Source organism: Crenalkalicoccus roseus (assembly GCF_004761865.1).
In the GTDB taxonomy this organism is placed as follows: Bacteria; Pseudomonadota; Alphaproteobacteria; order Acetobacterales; family Acetobacteraceae; genus Crenalkalicoccus; species Crenalkalicoccus roseus.
Window position 1 is genome coordinate 16837 of the sequence record NZ_SJDM01000036.1, and the last position, 15112, is coordinate 31948.

General features: G+C 74.7%; 11 protein-coding genes. 10 read left to right on the forward strand and 1 reads right to left on the reverse strand.

Annotation, left to right across the window (positions count from 1 at the left end):
* The first annotated feature begins 17 nt into the window (after positions 1-17).
* From ET526_RS16705 to ET526_RS16720, 4 genes are all read left to right on the forward strand, one after another.
* Positions 18-2549, forward strand: coding sequence for a glycosyltransferase (locus tag ET526_RS16705; protein ID WP_135469135.1), 2532 nt, complete (start codon positions 18-20; stop codon positions 2547-2549).
* A 135-nt stretch (positions 2550-2684) separates the two neighbouring features.
* A complete protein-coding gene (locus tag ET526_RS16710; RefSeq protein ID WP_135469137.1) occupies positions 2685-3161 on the forward strand; it encodes a DUF2267 domain-containing protein in 477 nt (158 codons plus the stop codon).
* Between the two features lie 55 nt (positions 3162-3216).
* Positions 3217-3645: a PaaI family thioesterase gene (locus tag ET526_RS16715; protein ID WP_135469139.1), complete on the forward strand. Its 429-nt coding sequence runs from the start codon at positions 3217-3219 to the stop codon at positions 3643-3645.
* 45 nt (positions 3646-3690) lie between these two features.
* Positions 3691-4893 carry an acetyl-CoA C-acyltransferase gene (locus tag ET526_RS16720; protein WP_135469141.1) on the forward strand — a complete coding sequence of 401 codons (1203 nt, stop codon included), beginning with the start codon at positions 3691-3693 and terminating at the stop codon, positions 4891-4893.
* Between the two features lie 46 nt (positions 4894-4939).
* Here the strand turns inward: ET526_RS16720 and ET526_RS16725 are convergent, their stop codons facing one another.
* Complete coding sequence (locus tag ET526_RS16725) at positions 4940-5656, reverse strand: response regulator transcription factor (protein WP_135469143.1); 717 nt, start codon at positions 5654-5656, stop codon at positions 4940-4942.
* Between the two features lie 241 nt (positions 5657-5897).
* Here ET526_RS16725 and ET526_RS16730 point away from each other — a divergent pair, with 241 nt between their 5' ends.
* The 6 genes from ET526_RS16730 to ET526_RS16755 all read left to right on the forward strand — a co-directional run bounded on the left by ET526_RS16730 (position 5898) and on the right by ET526_RS16755 (position 15014).
* A complete protein-coding gene (locus tag ET526_RS16730) occupies positions 5898-7253 on the forward strand; it encodes a sensor histidine kinase (protein ID WP_158295619.1) in 1356 nt (451 codons plus the stop codon).
* Between the two features lie 79 nt (positions 7254-7332).
* Positions 7333-8658 (forward strand): efflux RND transporter periplasmic adaptor subunit, encoded by a 1326-nt coding sequence (locus ET526_RS16735; RefSeq protein WP_135469149.1) that lies wholly within the window; start codon positions 7333-7335, stop codon positions 8656-8658.
* 65 nt (positions 8659-8723) lie between these two features.
* Entirely contained in the window at positions 8724-11870 is a 3147-nt protein-coding gene (locus tag ET526_RS16740) for an efflux RND transporter permease subunit (RefSeq protein WP_135469151.1), read from the forward strand.
* An 8-nt stretch (positions 11871-11878) separates the two neighbouring features.
* Positions 11879-13219 carry a TolC family protein gene (locus tag ET526_RS16745; protein WP_158295620.1) on the forward strand — a complete coding sequence of 447 codons (1341 nt, stop codon included), beginning with the start codon at positions 11879-11881 and terminating at the stop codon, positions 13217-13219.
* 224 nt (positions 13220-13443) lie between these two features.
* A complete protein-coding gene (locus ET526_RS16750) occupies positions 13444-13689 on the forward strand; it encodes a hypothetical protein (RefSeq protein ID WP_135469155.1) in 246 nt (81 codons plus the stop codon).
* On the forward strand, positions 13686-15014 hold the full coding sequence (locus tag ET526_RS16755) for a carbohydrate porin (RefSeq protein WP_158295621.1): 1329 nt from the start codon (positions 13686-13688) through the stop codon (positions 15012-15014). The genes ET526_RS16750 and ET526_RS16755 overlap by 4 nt, the downstream gene beginning before the upstream one ends.
* Positions 15015-15112: the final 98 nt, after the last annotated feature.

Sequence of the window (15112 nt, forward strand, 5' to 3'; positions counted from 1 at the left end):
AGGAGGGGTCGCGACCGGTGCCTGATACCGCCACGCTGCACCATCAGCCGCCGAGCCGGCCGCGCGCCGGCAGGCGCCCGGTCCTGACGATCGACGAGGCGAACGGCCGGCGCATCGCCGGCTGGGCCTTCGATCCGCAGGCGCCGGAGCGCCATGTCCGGCTCAGCCTCTACAACGGCCCCGACCACCTGGTCAGCTTCCACGCCAGCGCGCTGCGCCCCGACCTGCGCGAGGCCGGGATCGGCAACGGCGAGCATGGCTTCTCCATCACCATCCCGCCGCACCTCGCGGACCGCGAGGTGCTCGACCTCAGGCTGGTGGACGAGGAATCGGGCGAGGAGCTGGCCGCCGTCTCCGTCACCGCCGCCGACGAGCGCTTCGCCGCGCTGCGCGACGCGCTGCTCGGCAACCTGCCGCACTTCCTCGCCGGCATCGGCGACGCGCAGGAGCGGCTGCGCTGGATGCAGCTCTACCTGCCGGTGCTGATGACGGCGACGACGCGCACCTACCTGGAGATGCGCGGGCTGCTCGAGGGCATGGCCGCGGCCCGCCGCGCCGCCGGCGAGCCGCCGCTGCCCGAGGGCCTGGCCTTCGACCGCGTGGTGGAGGGCGTGCTCGGCCGCTACCCGATCCTGAAGCTGCCGCAGTTCGAGGCGCCGCTCGTCTCCGTCGTCGTTCCGGTCTACAACAAGTTCGAGTTCACCTACAACTGCGTCAAGTCGCTGATCGAGACGCGCTGCGCCGTCCCGTTCGAGGTCATCATCGTGGACGACCAGTCGAGCGACGAGACGCTGCTCGCGCCGATGCTGCTGCCCGGCGCCGTGGTGCTGCGCAACGAGCGCAACCTCGGCTTCGTCCTCGGCTGCAACCGCGGCGCCGCGGCGGCGCGCGGGCAGTACCTGTTCTTCCTCAACAACGACACCAAGCTGCACGACGAGGCGCTGGACGCGCTGGTGGACGTGTTCCGCCTGCACGAGAACATCGGCATCGCGGGCTCCAAGCTGCTGTTCGGCGACGGCAAGCTGCAGGAGGCGGGCGGCATCATCTGGCGCATGGGCGACGGCTGGAACTACGGCCGCGGCCAGGATCCGCAGGACCCGCGCTTCAACTACCTGCGCGACACCGACTACGTCTCCGGCGCCGCGCTGATGATCCCGCGGGCGCTGTTCCACGAGCTCGGCGGCTTCGACCCCGAGCTCGCGCCCGGCTACTACGAGGACACCGACCTCGCCTTCAAGGTCCGCGCCGCCGGCTACCGCACCGTGTACCAGCCGCGCTCGGTGGTGACGCATTTCGAGGGCGTCAGCTCCGGCACCGACCTGACCCAGGGCATGAAGCGCTACCAGGTGGTCAACGGCCGCAAGTTCTTCCAGCGCTGGAAGCACGTGCTGGCGAACCACGCGCTGAACGGGGTGGAGCCGGAGAAGGAGAAGGACCGCAACGCCCGCTTCCGCGTGCTGTTCGTGGACGCCACCACGCCGACGCCGCGCGAGGACGCCGGCTCCAACGCCGCGCTGACCCACATGCGCGCGCTGCAGGCCCTCGGCGCCAAGGTCACCTTCGTGCCGTCGGACAACATGACGCATCTCGGCGCCATCTCCTCCGACCTGCAGGACCTCGGCATCGAGTTCCTGCACCACCCCTACTTCTGGTCGGTGGAGGAGGTGCTGCGCAAGCGCGCGAACGAGTTCGACGTCGTCTACCTGCACCGCTTCGACGTCGCCTCGCGCTACCTGGCCACCTGCCGGGCGCTCGCGCCCAGGGCGCGCATCGTCTACAACGTCGCCGATCTGCACTTCCTCCGTCTCGAGCGCGAGCGCGAGGTGGGCGCCGCGGGCGCGCTGACCGAGGCGGAGATCGCCGCGGTGCGCAACCAGGAGCTCGGCGCCATCCGCGCCGCCGACCGGGTGATCGTGCATTCCGACGTCGAGGCGGAGATGCTGCGCCGCGAGGGCGTGGAGGGCGTCACCGTCCTGCCCTGGGCGATCGAGGGCCGCCCCGGCCCGCTGCCGGCGGCGCAGCGCCGCGGCATCGGCTTCCTCGGCGGCTACCGCCACCCGCCGAACATCGACGCGGTGCTGTGGTTCGTCTCCGACATCTGGCCGCTGATCCGCGAGGCGCTGCCGGAGGCGGAGTTCCTCATCTACGGCAGCCACATGCCGCAGGAGCTGCGCGACCTCTCCCGCGTGCCGGGGGTGCGGCCGGTCGGCTTCGTCGAGGACGTGGCGACCGCCTTCGACGCGCTGCGCCTGACCGTGGCGCCGCTGCGCTACGGCGCCGGCCTGAAGGGCAAGGTCGGGCAGAGCCTGGCCTACGGCGTGCCCTGCATCGGCACGCGCATCGCCTTCGAGGGCTTCGGCGCCTTCGGCGAGGCCTGCACCGCCGAGGAGCCGGCCGAGTTCGCCGCCCGCGTCGTGGCGCTGATGCGGGACGACGCCGCCTGGGAGGCGGCGAGCCGCGCCGGCCTCGACCATGCCCGGGAGCACTTCTCCTTCGGGGCGATCCGGCGGATCATCGCCGGCGTGGTCGGGGTGCCCGCCGCGCCCTGACCGCCCCCGCGGCCGGAGCCCACCGGCCGTTCGGCCCGGCCCACGAACCGCCGCGTGCGGGGCGGCGTTCGTCTCCCTGCCGGGCGGCGGCGTCCCGCAGCGGCGCCTCCCCGGCTGAGGAGCAAGGAGGTCCCCATGGCATCCACCGGCCTCGAGGTGTTCGACAGGACGCTGCACATCACCCACACCTGGCTCGACGAGATCATGGCGGAGATCGGGCCCGACCGGCAGCGCGCCTGGCACGTCCTCTCCGCCGTGCTGCGCACCCTGCGCGACCGGGTGCCGCTCGAGCTCGCGGTGCATCTCGGCGCGCAGCTTCCGCTCCTGGTGCGCGGCACCTATTACGAGCAGTGGCACGTCACCCGCGAGCCAGAGCGGATCCGCGACCCCGACGAGTTCCTCGCGCGCGTCGCCGAGAAGCTGGCCGGCAGCCGCCCGGTCAACACGCGCGACGCCACCCGCGCCGTGCTGCGCGCCCTCTCCCGCCACGTGGACCGCGGCCAGGTGGTGAAGGTGCGGGAGGCGCTGCCGCAGCAGATCCGCGACCTCTGGCCGCTCGACGAGCCGCCGGCGGCGAACGGCGCGCCCGGCCGCCCCGGCGACGCCGCCTGAGGCCGCAGCCCCGGCCTTGGGCATCGGGCCCGGCAGGGGCTATTAGGGTGGGGCCATGCCCGACGACACCCCCGCCCCCTTCGATCCCCGCGCCGCCGGCTGGAAGCCGATGCGCGCGGAAGGCTACCCCGCCCTGATCGGCCCGTTCTGGGCCAGGCGCGAGGAAGGGCGCTGGGCCTACGGCTTCCTCGCCGAGGCGCGCCACCGCAACGACGGCGGCGTGGTGCACGGCGGCATGCTGATGAGCTTCGCCGACGACGTGCTCGGCATCACGGTGTGGGAGGCGGCCGGCCGCCGCCCCTGCACCACGGTGCAGCTCAACACCCACTTCATCGCCCCCGCCCGCCTCGGCGACTTCGTCGAGGGCCGGGCGGAGGTGCTGCGGGTGACCCGCAGCGTGGTCTTCGTCCGCGGCGTGCTCACCATCGGCGGCCGCACCGCGGTCGCCGCGGACGGGGTGTGGAAGATCCTCGGCACCGGTTGAGCCGGGGACGCAAACGGGTTTCGCCAGGACACAGGGAGAGGCACCATGCGCAGCGCCGTCATCGTCTCCACCGCCCGCACCCCGATCGGGCGCGCCTATCGCGGCGCCTTCAACGACACCCAGGCGCAGGCCCTCGGCGGCCACGTGATCGCCGCCGCGGTCCAGCGCGCGGGCCTCGACCCGGCGGAGGTCGAGGACGTGATCATGGGCGCCGCGCTGCAGCAGGGCAGCCAGGGCTCCAACTTCGCGCGGCAGTGCGCGCTGCGCGCCGGCCTGCCGGAGACGGTGCCGGGCATGAGCGTGGACCGGCAGTGCTCCTCCGGCCTGATGGCGATCGCCATCGCCGCCAAGCAGGTGATCGCGGACGGGATGCGCGTGGCGGTCGGCGGCGGCCTGGAATCCATCTCGCTGGTCCAGAACGACAAGATGAACCGCCACCGCGCCCGCGACCCCTGGCTCGAGGAGCGGGTGCCGCAGATCTACATGACCATGCTGGAGACCGCCGAGATCGTCGCCGACCGCTACGGCATCAGCCGCGAGGCGCAGGACGAGTACGCGCTGCAGTCGCAGCAGCGCACGGCGCAGGCGCAGCGGGAAGGCCGCTTCGACGCCGAGATCGTGCCCATGGACTCGGTCATGGTGATGCAGGACAAGGCCACCGGCGAGGTGGTGCGCAAGGAGGTGCGGCTGGCGAAGGACGAGGGCAACCGGCCCGAGACGACGCTCGACGGCCTCGCCGCCCTGCAGCCGGTGTTCAAGGACGGGCAGCGGGTGAAGCAGGGCCGCTTCATCACCGCCGGCAACGCCTCCCAGCTCTCGGACGGCGCCTCGGCCTGCGTGGTGATGGAGGAGAAGGAGGCGTCGCGGCGCGGGCTGCAGCCGCTCGGCATCTACCGCGGCATCGCGGTGGCGGGCACCGACCCGGCCGAGATGGGCATCGGCCCGGTCTTCGCCGTGCCGAAGCTGCTGCAGCAGCACGGGCTCGGGGTGGAGGACATCGGCCTCTGGGAGCTGAACGAGGCCTTCGCCTGCCAGGTGCTCTACTGCCGCGACAGGCTCGGCATCCCGAACGACCGGCTGAACGTGAATGGCGGCGCCATCTCCATCGGCCATCCCTACGGGATGAGCGGCGCGCGCATGGTCGGCCACGCGCTGCTGGAGGGCAGGCGCCGCGGCGCGAGGTACGTGGTGGTGACCATGTGCGTCGGCGGCGGCCAGGGAGCGGCGGGGCTGTTCGAGGTCGCCTGATCCCTCTGCCGGGCCGGCCGGGCGCGCCGCCCGCCGGCCCGGCCCATCATCCCCCGGCTCCGGATGGCCGCCCCTGCCCGCCCGGCGCCGGCGCCTCGGCGGCCAGGCGGTAGCCAAGCCCCCGCACCGTCTCGATCGTGGCCCCCACCCCGCTCTCGGCAAGGCGCCTGCGCAGCCGGTGCACATAGACCTCGACGGCGTTGCGGCCGATCGCCCGGTCGAAGCTGTCGAGCCGCTCCTCGAGGTATTCCTTGGCCACCGGGCGCGGCGCGGCGTTCAGCAGGGCCTCGAGCAGCATCCGCTCGCGCCGCGGCGGGTCGAAGGGCCGCCCGCCGGCGGTGATGGCGCGCGAGACGGGATCGTAGGCGAGGCCGCCGCACCTGACCGGCGCCGGCCGCAGCGCCCCGCTGCGCCGTATCGCGGCGTTGAGCCGGGCGACGAGCTCCTCCATGGCGACCGGCTTGACGATGTAGTCGTCCGCGCCCCGGTTCAGGCCCTCCACCCGGTCGGGCACCGTGCCGCGCGCCGTCATCACCAGGATCGCCGGCGCCTCCGGGCCGGCTCGCAGCGCCCCGAGAAGGGCGAGCCCATCGCCGTCCGGCAGGCCGCGGTCGAGCAGCACGGCGTCGAAGCGGATGCCCCGGCAGGCGGCGAGGGCGGCGTCCAGGCTGTCCACCACGTCCACGGTCCAGCCGGCGCGCCGCAGCCCCGTCGTCAGAAGCTCGGCGAGGCGCCGGTTGTCCTCAACCAGCAGCACGCGCATCCGGCGACTCCGGCGGGGCGGGGCGGAGGGCGGGTCCGGCCCAGGGATCGGACATGGCCATCACGGCAGGCTGCGGTCCCGATGGTGACTGTTTCCTTGCCCCATGTATGCGCTGCCCGGCGGGTTGGCCGGGGCGCCGCGGCGCATGAAGAAAATTCCACGTGCATTTCATCCGCGCATCCCGAACAGGGCCCGAGGCCGGTGCCCGCCTCCGACGGCCCCCGGATCACGAGACGGGACCATGCGCCTCGCCCCCCGGTCGCTGCTCGGCCGACTGACCTTCGCCTTCGTCCTCATCGCCGTGGCCGCGGCGGCGCTCGGCATCTGGGGGCTCAACCGGCGCATCCACGAGGCCGTGCGTTCCGTGCACGAGATGTCCCTGCGCGCCGTGGCCGACCCGCTGACCCAGCGGCTGCAGGCGGGCGGCGTGCGCGCCCTCGACGCGCCGCTGCCGGCCCCGCTCGCGGCGCGGCTCGACTTCATGGGGGGCACCGTCAGCTACATGGTGCTCGACGCGCAAGGCGAGGTGCTCGACGCCTCGGCCCGGATCCATCCGCGGCTGAGGCGGCCCGACCTCGCCCCGGCGAGGGGGGACGTGACCTTCCGCGTCGTGGCTCCGGGCACCCGCTTCTGGGGGCTGTCGCGCCGCGTGGAGACGCCCGAGGGGCCGGTCGTGCTGCAGGTCGGCCAGGACATGACCAGCGCCTTCGTGGTGCTCGACGAGGTGCCGAGCGCCGCCTTCTGGTCCATCGTCGAGCTGTTCGGCGGCGCCGCGGTGCTGATGCTGCTGGCCAATGCCGGCCTCGCCCGCGCGCTGCTGGCGCCGCTGCGCCACGCGGCGGCGGAGGCGGCGGCGATCACCCCCGGCAGCGCGCGGCGCATCGGCACGGCCGGCATGCCCGAGGAGGTGCTGCCGCTGATCCAGGCGGTGAACGGCGCCCTCGACCGGCTGGAGGAGGCGCTCCTCCGGCAGCGCCGGTTCAGCCAGGACGTGGCGCATGAGCTCCGCACCCCGCTGGCGATCCTGATGGGAGAGGTGGACCTGCTCTCCAACCAGGCGGAAGCGGCGGAGCTGCGCCGCGACCTGCAGGCGCTGGCGCGGCTGGTGGACCGGCTGCTGGAGGCCGCCGAGGCGCCGCCGCCGCCGCCCGAGGCGAGGACCGACCTCGCCGCCGTCTGCCGCGCGGTCGCGGAGCGGCTGGCGCCCGCCGCCGGGCGCGCGGGGCGGCGGATCGCGCTGCTCGGCGGGGAGGAACCGCTGTGGGTCCGCGGCGACGGGGAGGAGCTCGGGCGCGCGGTGCGCAACCTGGTCGAGAACGCGCTGGACCACGCGCCGGCCGGCACGGCGGTGGAGCTGCGCCTCCTCCCGCCCGCCACCGTGGAGGTGGCCGATCGCGGCCCCGGCGTGCCGGAGGCGCAGCGGGCGCTGGTCTTCGAGCGGTTCTGGCGCGCCGACCGCGGAGGCCGGCGGGGCAGCGGCATCGGCCTCTCCCTGGTCGCCGAGATCGCCGCCAGGCATGGCGGCTCGGTCACCATCCGCGACAATGAGGGGGGCGGGGCGGTGTTCGCCCTGATCCTGCCCGCGGCGGATCCGTAAGCGCGCTGAAAGCTGGGGCGGGCATGAGGGGGCCGAGCGGCGCGGCGCGACTCGGCGCGGCGCCCCCTGGGATTGCCCCATGACCATGATGCAGCCGCCCTCGGCGGGGACGAAAGACATGCCCGACCCCGCCATGACCCCGGCCGGCGAGGCCGCTCCGCCGCGCCCCCGCCGGCGCCGCCTGCTCTGGGGCGCGGCGGCGCTGGCGCTCGCGGCGGGGGTGGCAGGGGCGGTGCTGCTCGAAGGGCTCGGGGAGGCCGGCCGCGCCGCCGGGCACGCGCCGCCGGATGGCGGCGCCGCGCTGTCCGCGCGCGGCGAGGCCGGGCCCGGCTTCCGCCTCGCCGAGGCGGAGATGCGCGCCCTCAGGGTGGAGCCGGCGACGCTGCGCGACTTCCGCACCGAGCACGTGGCGGAGGGCCGCATCTCCTACAACGAGGACCGCGCCACCCCCGTCTTCCCGCCCTACACCGGGCGCGTGCTGCGCGTCCTCGTCCGGCTCGGCGACCAGGTCGAGGCCGGCCAGCCGCTGCTCGAGATCGAGACCACCGATCTCGTGCAGGCGGCCAACGACCTGCTCGCGGCGCTGGACGGCGCGGCGAAGGCGCGCACCACGCTCGACCTCGCGCGGCGGAACGAGGCGCGGCAGCGCGAGCTGGTGCAGGCCCGGGCGGCCGCCCGCCGCGACCTGGAGCAGGCGGAGGCCGAGGCGGCGAACGCGGCGGCGGATCTGCGGGTGGCCGAGGCCTCCCTTGCCGCCGCGCGCGACCGCCTGCGGGTGCTCGGCCGGACGCCGGAGGAGATCGCGCGCATCGAGCGGACGCGGCGGGTGGAGGCGGTGGCGACGGTGGCGGCGCCGATCGCCGGCACGGTGGTGCAGCGCCGCGTCGGCCCCGGCCAGTGGCTGGCCGCCGGCGCGGCGGAGCCCGTGCTCACCATCGCCGACCTCTCGACGATGTGGCTGGTCGCGGCGGTGCGCGAGCGGGACGCGCCGGCGATCCGCCCCGGCCAGCCGGTGGAGGTGCGGGTGGAGGCGCTGCCCGGCCGGCGCTTCGAGGCGCGGATCGCCACCGTCGGCGCCGCGCTCGATCCCGCGACGCGGCGCCTGCCCGTGCGGGCGGAGGTGCAGGATCCCGAGGGCCTGCTGAAGCCCGAGATGTTCGCCACCTTCCGCATCCTGGTCGGCGAGGAGGGCAGCAGCGTCGCCCTGCCGGCGAGCGCGGTGATCCACCGCGGCGAGGAGGCGAGCGTCTGGGTCGCGCTCGACGGCAACCGCTTCGAGATGCGCCGCGTGCGGCTCGGCCGCCGCGCGGAGGGGATGGTCGAGGTGACCGAGGGCCTCGCGCCGGGGTCGCGGGTCGTCACCGGCGGCGCCCTCTTCATAGACCGCGCGGCCCGCGCCGACTGACCGCCGCCCGCCGGCCCCCTTCTCCGGGCGCGCCGCGGCGCGCCCGCCCGTGGTGATCCCCGCCCATGCGCCAGCTCGTCGCCTTCTCGATCGGACGCCGGCCGCTCGTGCTGCTGCTGTTCGGCGTCTTCCTGCTGCTCGGCCTGTTCGGCTTCCGCCAGCTCAACATCGAGGCCTATCCGGACCCGGTCCCCCCGACCGTCGTCGTCATCACCCAGAATCCGGGCCAGAGCGCCGAGGAGATCGAGCGCTACATCACGATCCCGATCGAGGTCGCGATGTCCGGCCTGCCGAACGTGACGGTGGTGCGCTCGACCAGCCTGTTCGGCCTCTCGGACGTGCGGGTGCAGTTCACCTTCGCCTACACCTACGAGGAGGCGCTGCAGCAGGTGCTGAACCGGCTCGGCCAGCTCAGCGGCCTGCCGGAGGGGGCGGAGCCCGCGATCTCCCCCTCCTCGCCGATCGGCGAGATCATGCGCTACCGGCTGGTCGGACCGCCCGGCTGGACCACGACCGACCTCAAGACGCTGAACGACTGGGTGCTGGACCGCCGCTTCAAGCGCGTGCCGGGCGTGATCGACGTGACCACCTTCGGCGGCTCCACCAAGGCCTACTCCGTGCAGGTGGACCTCGCCCGCCTCGCGGCGCACGGCCTGTCGCTGCCCCAGGTGATCGAGGCGGTGCGGCGCGGCAGCGCCAATGTCGGCGCCGGGACGATCAGCCTCGGGCCGCAATCGGTCGTCGTGCAGGGCGTGGGGCTGATCCGCAGCCTGGAGGACATCGGCAAGACCGTCATCGGCGCGCGCGGCGGCGTGCCGGTGCTGGTGGAGGACGTGGCGCGGGTCGAGACCGGCACCCTGCCGCGCCTCGGCGTCGCGGGGCACGAGGCGGACGACGACGTGGTGCTCGGCGTGGTGCTGATGCGCCGCGGCGCGCAGACCCTGCCCACCATCCGCGGCGTGCAGCGGGAGGTGGAGCGGATCAACGCCGGCGGCGTGCTGCCGCCCGGCGTCAGGATCGTGCCGCTCTACGACCGCGAGGACCTGGTGAAGGTCACCACCGCCACGGTGGTGCGGAACATCCTGGAGGGCGTGGCGCTGATCCTGGTCATCCAGTGGCTGTTCCTCGGGGATTTCCGGGGCGCGCTGGTGATCGCCGCGACCATTCCCTTCGCCTTCTTCTTCGCCATCCTGATGATGCTCGCCAGGGGGGAGAGCGCCAACCTGCTCTCCCTCGGCGCGCTGGATTTCGGGCTGCTCGTGGACGCCACCGTCATCATGGTGGAGAACATCTTCCGCCACCTGCACCTCGCGCGCCACGGCGCCGCGCAGCACGCCGCGGCGGAGGGCCGCGGCGGCGTCGCCGGGGCGGTGCTGCGCGCGGCCGGGGAGGTGGACAAGGCGATCTTCTTCTCCGCCCTCATCATCATCGCCGCCTTCATCCCGCTGTTCACGCTGGGCGGCATCGAGGGCCGGATCTTCGGCCCGATGTCGAAGACCTACGCCTACGCCATCATCGGCGCCCTGATCGCGACCTTCACCATCACCCCGGCGCTCGCCGCCACCCTGTTCCGCGACGACACGGAGGAGCGCGACACCTTCCTGGTGCGCTGGCTGCGCCGCGGCTACGCCCGCGCCTATGGCGGGGCGGTGCGGCGGCGCGCCCTCACCATGGGGCTCGCCGGCCTCGCGTTCATCGCCACACTCGGCCTGTTCACCCGCCTCGGCGCTGAGTTCCTGCCCACGCTCGAGGAGGGCAGCATCTGGCTGCGCGCCACCATGCCGCCCACCATCTCGCTCGAGGAGGCGAACCCGACGGTGAACCGCATCCGCCGCGCGCTGATGGAGTTCCCGGAGGTCGTCACCGTCACCAGCCAGCATGGCCGCCCCGACGACGGGACCGACAGCGCCGGCTTCTTCAACGCCGAGTTCTTCGTGCCCCTGCTGCCGCAGAAGCAGTGGCGCACCGCCCCGGACCGCGAGGGCCTGGTCGCCGCCATCCAGGCGCGGCTGCGGCGGGAGTTCCTCGGCGTGGAGTTCAGCTTCTCCCAGACCATCTCCGACAACGTCCAGGAGGCCGCCTCGGGCGTGAAGGGCGCCAACGCCATCAAGGTGGTCGGTCCCGACCTTGCGGTGCTGACCCGCATCGCCGCGCAGGTGCGCCAGGAGGTGGCGCAGGTGCGCGGCGTCGAGGATCTCGCGGTGCTGCAGAGCCTCGGCCAGCCGACGCTCTCGATCCGCCTCGACCGGGCGCGGGCGGCGCGCTACGGCCTCTCCGCCGCCGATGTCAGCACGCAGATCGCCGCCGCGATCGGCGGGCAGGAGGCGGGCCGGCTCTACGAGGAGGGAGGGGACCGCAACTTCCCCATCATCGTCCGGCTGGCGGCGGAATACCGCGACAGCATCGAGGCGATCGCGCGCATGCCGCTCGGCACCCCGGACGGGCCGACGCTGCGCGACGTCGCGGAGATCCGCCTGGTCACCGGCCCCTCCTACATCTACCGCGAGGAGGCGTCGCGCTACATCCCGGTCCGCTTCTCGGTGCGCGGCCGCGATCCGGCAGGCGCCGTGACCGAGGCGCAGGAGCGCGTCGCCCGCGCGGTGGCGCTGCCGCCGGGCTACCGGCTGGAATGGGTGGGCGAGTTCCGCAACCTGCAGGACGCGCTCGCGCGGCTGGGCAAGGTGGTGCCTGCCGCGCTCGGGCTGATCGCGGTGCTGCTCTACATCGCCTTCGGCCGGCTGCGCGAGACGCTGATGGTGCTGCTGCTGCTGCCGCTCTCGGTCACGGGCGGCGTCGCGGCGCTGTGGCTCGCCGGGCTCAATTTCAGCGTCCCGGCGGCGATCGGCTTCCTGGCCCTGTTCGGCATCACGGTCATGGAGGCCATCATCTTCCTCTCCTACTTCCACCAGCTCCGCGCCGAGGGGATGGCGTGGTCGGCGGCGCTGGAACGGGCCGGGATGGACCGGCTGCGGCCGGTGATGATGACCTGCTTCGCCTCCTTCTGCGGCCTGCTGCCCATGGCCATGGCCTCGGGCATCGGGGCGGAGGTGCAGAAGCCGCTCGCGCTCGTCGTGGTGGGCGGGATCGGCCTGGTGCCGGTCTTCGTGCTCCTCGTCCTGCCGGTGATGACGGACCTGCTCGGCCGGAAGGAGGCGCGGAGGGAGGCGGCGGGCGGCCCCGGCGCCGCCTCCGCCGCCCTGCCCGCCGAATGAGTGGCGCGATGCCCCGCCTTGCCCGCGCCGCCGCCGGCCTCGTCCTGCTCCTCGGCCTCGCCGGCCAGGCCGGCGCCCAGCCGCCCCGCGCCGCGGAGGCGCCGGCCGCCGCGCCGCTGAGCATGGCCGCGGCGGAGCGGCTGCTGGTGGAGCGCAACCTCGCCCTCCTCGCCGCCCGGCGCGGCGTGGACGCGGCCCGCGCCCAGCGCCTGGTGGCGAGCAGCCCGCCGCCGCCCGAGGTCAGCCTCGGCACGAATCTCGTGCAGGGCTACGAGCGCCGGCCGGCCGAGGTGCGGATGCTGACCCCGGCCGACAACCTCACGCTCGGCCTCTCGGTGGTGGTGGAGCGCGGCGGCAAGCGGATGCTGCGCACCCGCCTCGCCGAGGAGCAGATCGGCGTCGCCGAGGCGCTGGTGCTCGACACGCTGCGCCAGCAGGTCTTCGCGCTGCGCAGGGCCTTCCTCGGCGCGCTGCTGGCGCGGGCGAAGCTCGAGGTGGCGCTGGCCAACCGCGCCTCCCTCGACCGCACCGAGGCGCTGCTGCGCCGGCAGGCGCGCGAGGGCCAGATCCCGGAAGGCGACCTGATCCGCCTGCAGGCGAGCCGCCCGGTCTTCGAGGCGGCGGTCGCGTCGGCGCGCCAGGCGGAGGCCGGCGCCCTGGCCGAGCTCGCGGCCCTGCTGGGCGCCGACGCCGCGGCCCGGCCGGGCTTCGACATCAGCGGCCGGCTGGACCGGACGCCCGGCCTCGGCCTGAGCCGCGAGCAGCTCGCCGAGGCGGCGGCACAGCGGGCCGACGTGGTCGCGGCGGCGCGGCAGGCGGCGGCGGCGGCGGCGAACCGGGCCCTGGCGGAGGCCGCCCGCTCGCGCGACGTGACCCTCGGCCTGAACCTCGGTCGCGGCGAGGTGGACCGCACCCTGCCCGGCGGCGCCGGCCAGCGCGTGGTCCAGAGCCAGGCCGGGGTCTCGGTCTCGGTTCCGATCTTCACCTCCCGGATCGTGGAGGGGAATGTCGGCCTCGCCACGGCGCAGCAGGGCCAGGCGGAGGCCCAGGCGCGCGCCGCGCTGCTGCAGGCGAGGGCCGATGTCGCGGCGGCCTGGGCCGCCTACGAGCAGGCGCGCGCCCTGCTCTCCGTCTTCGACGGCGGGGCGCTGCGGCGCGCCGAGGAGGCCTATGCGATCGCCGAGCGGGCCTATCTCGCCGGCGGCCGGTCGCTGGTGGAGGTTCTGGACGCGCTGCGCACCCTGAACGAGACACGGATCGCCGCGAGCGAGGCGCGCCATGCCTATCTGCTCGCCCTGGCGGAGCTCGAGCGCGCCTCGGGCGTGAGCGGCGTGGCCGCGAGGCCATAGAGCGGATCGCGGACGGAGGGAGGCCGGGAGCGTGAATCCGCTCCCCATCAGAGGACGCGGATCGCGGACGGCCAGGGGCCGGGGGCGTGAGGCCGCGCGCCGGCCACAGAGGGCGCGGATCGCGGGCGGCCGGGGGCGCGGCGCGATCCGAAAGCCGGACGTAAGCCAAGCCCGCCAGAGTGGCGCCGCCGCCCGGACCGCCCGGCGGCTCTGGGAAGCTCCGCATGCGTCTGCACCTGCCCCTCATCGGGCTGATCCTGCTCGGGGCCGCGGGCCTCGCCGGCTGCGCCCCGACTCCCGGCACGCCCGAGGTGCAGGCCAGCGCGTGCTCCTCCCCCCATGTCCGCTACCGGCGTGGCCGGCCGCTGACCCTGACCCCATACCGCCAGCAGGGGCGCGAATGCCCAGGCCAGCCGCGGCTCGGCACCGCGGGGCAGGGGACGCCCGGCGCTCCGGACGGGCGGGGTTGACGCCGGACAGGGGGCGCGCCGCCCGCGCGCCGGCGGCCGCCCTGGCGCTCGCCCTGGCCTCCGCCGGCGGCGCGCCCGCCTTCGCCGTCGGGGCGGAGGAGCGGGGCTGGTTCCTGCGGGGGCAGGCGACCTTCGTCCTGCAGGGGCACTCGGCCTTCCGTTCCCCCTATCGCGGCGAGGGCAGCCTCGCCGCGCCGGCGAATGCCCGCAACACCTTCTCGAGCGATCTCCTCCTCGGCCGCGCGCTGTGGAAGGGGGCCGAGCTGGTGCTGAACGCCTCCGTCACCCGCGGCTTCGGCCTGTCCAACTCCACGGGCGTCGCCGCCTTTCCGAACAACGAGGCGTTCCGCCTCGGCACCACCGCGCCCTATCTCTACACGCCGCGCCTCCTGGTCCGGCAAACCATCGCGCTCTCCGCCGAGACGGTGCCGGGAGAGGAGGATCCGCTGCGCTTCGCGGGGCCGCTGCCGCGCGAGCGTCTCACCCTCACGGCCGGCAAGATGTCGGTCTGGGACATCTTCGACCGCAACCGCTACGCCCACGACCCGCGCACCCAGTTCCTGAACTGGGCGCTGGTCGGCGGTGGCGCCTTCGACTACGCGGCCGATGCGCGCGGCTGGACCGAGGGGGTGGCCGCCGAGTGGGAGAACGGCGCCTGGGGCCTGCGCGTCGGCGCCTTCCGCGTCGCCCGCCGGGTGAACGGGCTGTTCCTGGACCCGGCGCTGACCCGCGCCTGGCAGCTGCTCGGCCAGGTGGACCGCTTCTACGCGCTGGACGGGCGGCCGGGGGCGCTGCGCCTCACCTACGGCGCCTCGCGGGCCCGCCAGTCGCGCTGGGACGAGATCTTCCGCAACGGCTTCGACAGCTTCAGGCAGAACCCCGCCGGCTACCGTCTGAAGCACAACCTGACCCTCGGCTGGGAGCAGGCGCTGGCCGACGACCTCGGCGCCTTCGCCCGCCTGTCCTGGAATGACGGGCGGACGCAGAGCTGGATGTTCACCGAGATGGACCGCGCCGTCTCGGCCGGCCTGTCGCTCGCCGGGCCACGCTGGGGACGGCCGGAGGACACGGTCGGGCTCGGGAGCAATATCGGCTGGATCTCGGCGGGACGGCGGCGCTACCTGGAGGCCGGCGGCATCGGCTTCATCACCGGCGACGGGCGGCTGAGGTACGCCCCCGAATGGGTCACCGAACTCTACTACGACGCGCGTCTGGCGCCCGGCCTCAACGCGGCCGCCAACTACCAGCTCGCGGTCAATCCCGCCTACAACGCCGATCGCGGCCCGGCGCACCTGTTCGCGCTGCGGCTCCGCGCCTCCTTCTGAGGGAAGCGCGCCGCGCCATCAGGCGGCCTCGCCCGCGGGGAAGCCGCCCTCCTCCCCGCCGGCCGGCGCCGCCCCCCGCAGCGCCGGCGCCGCCCGCG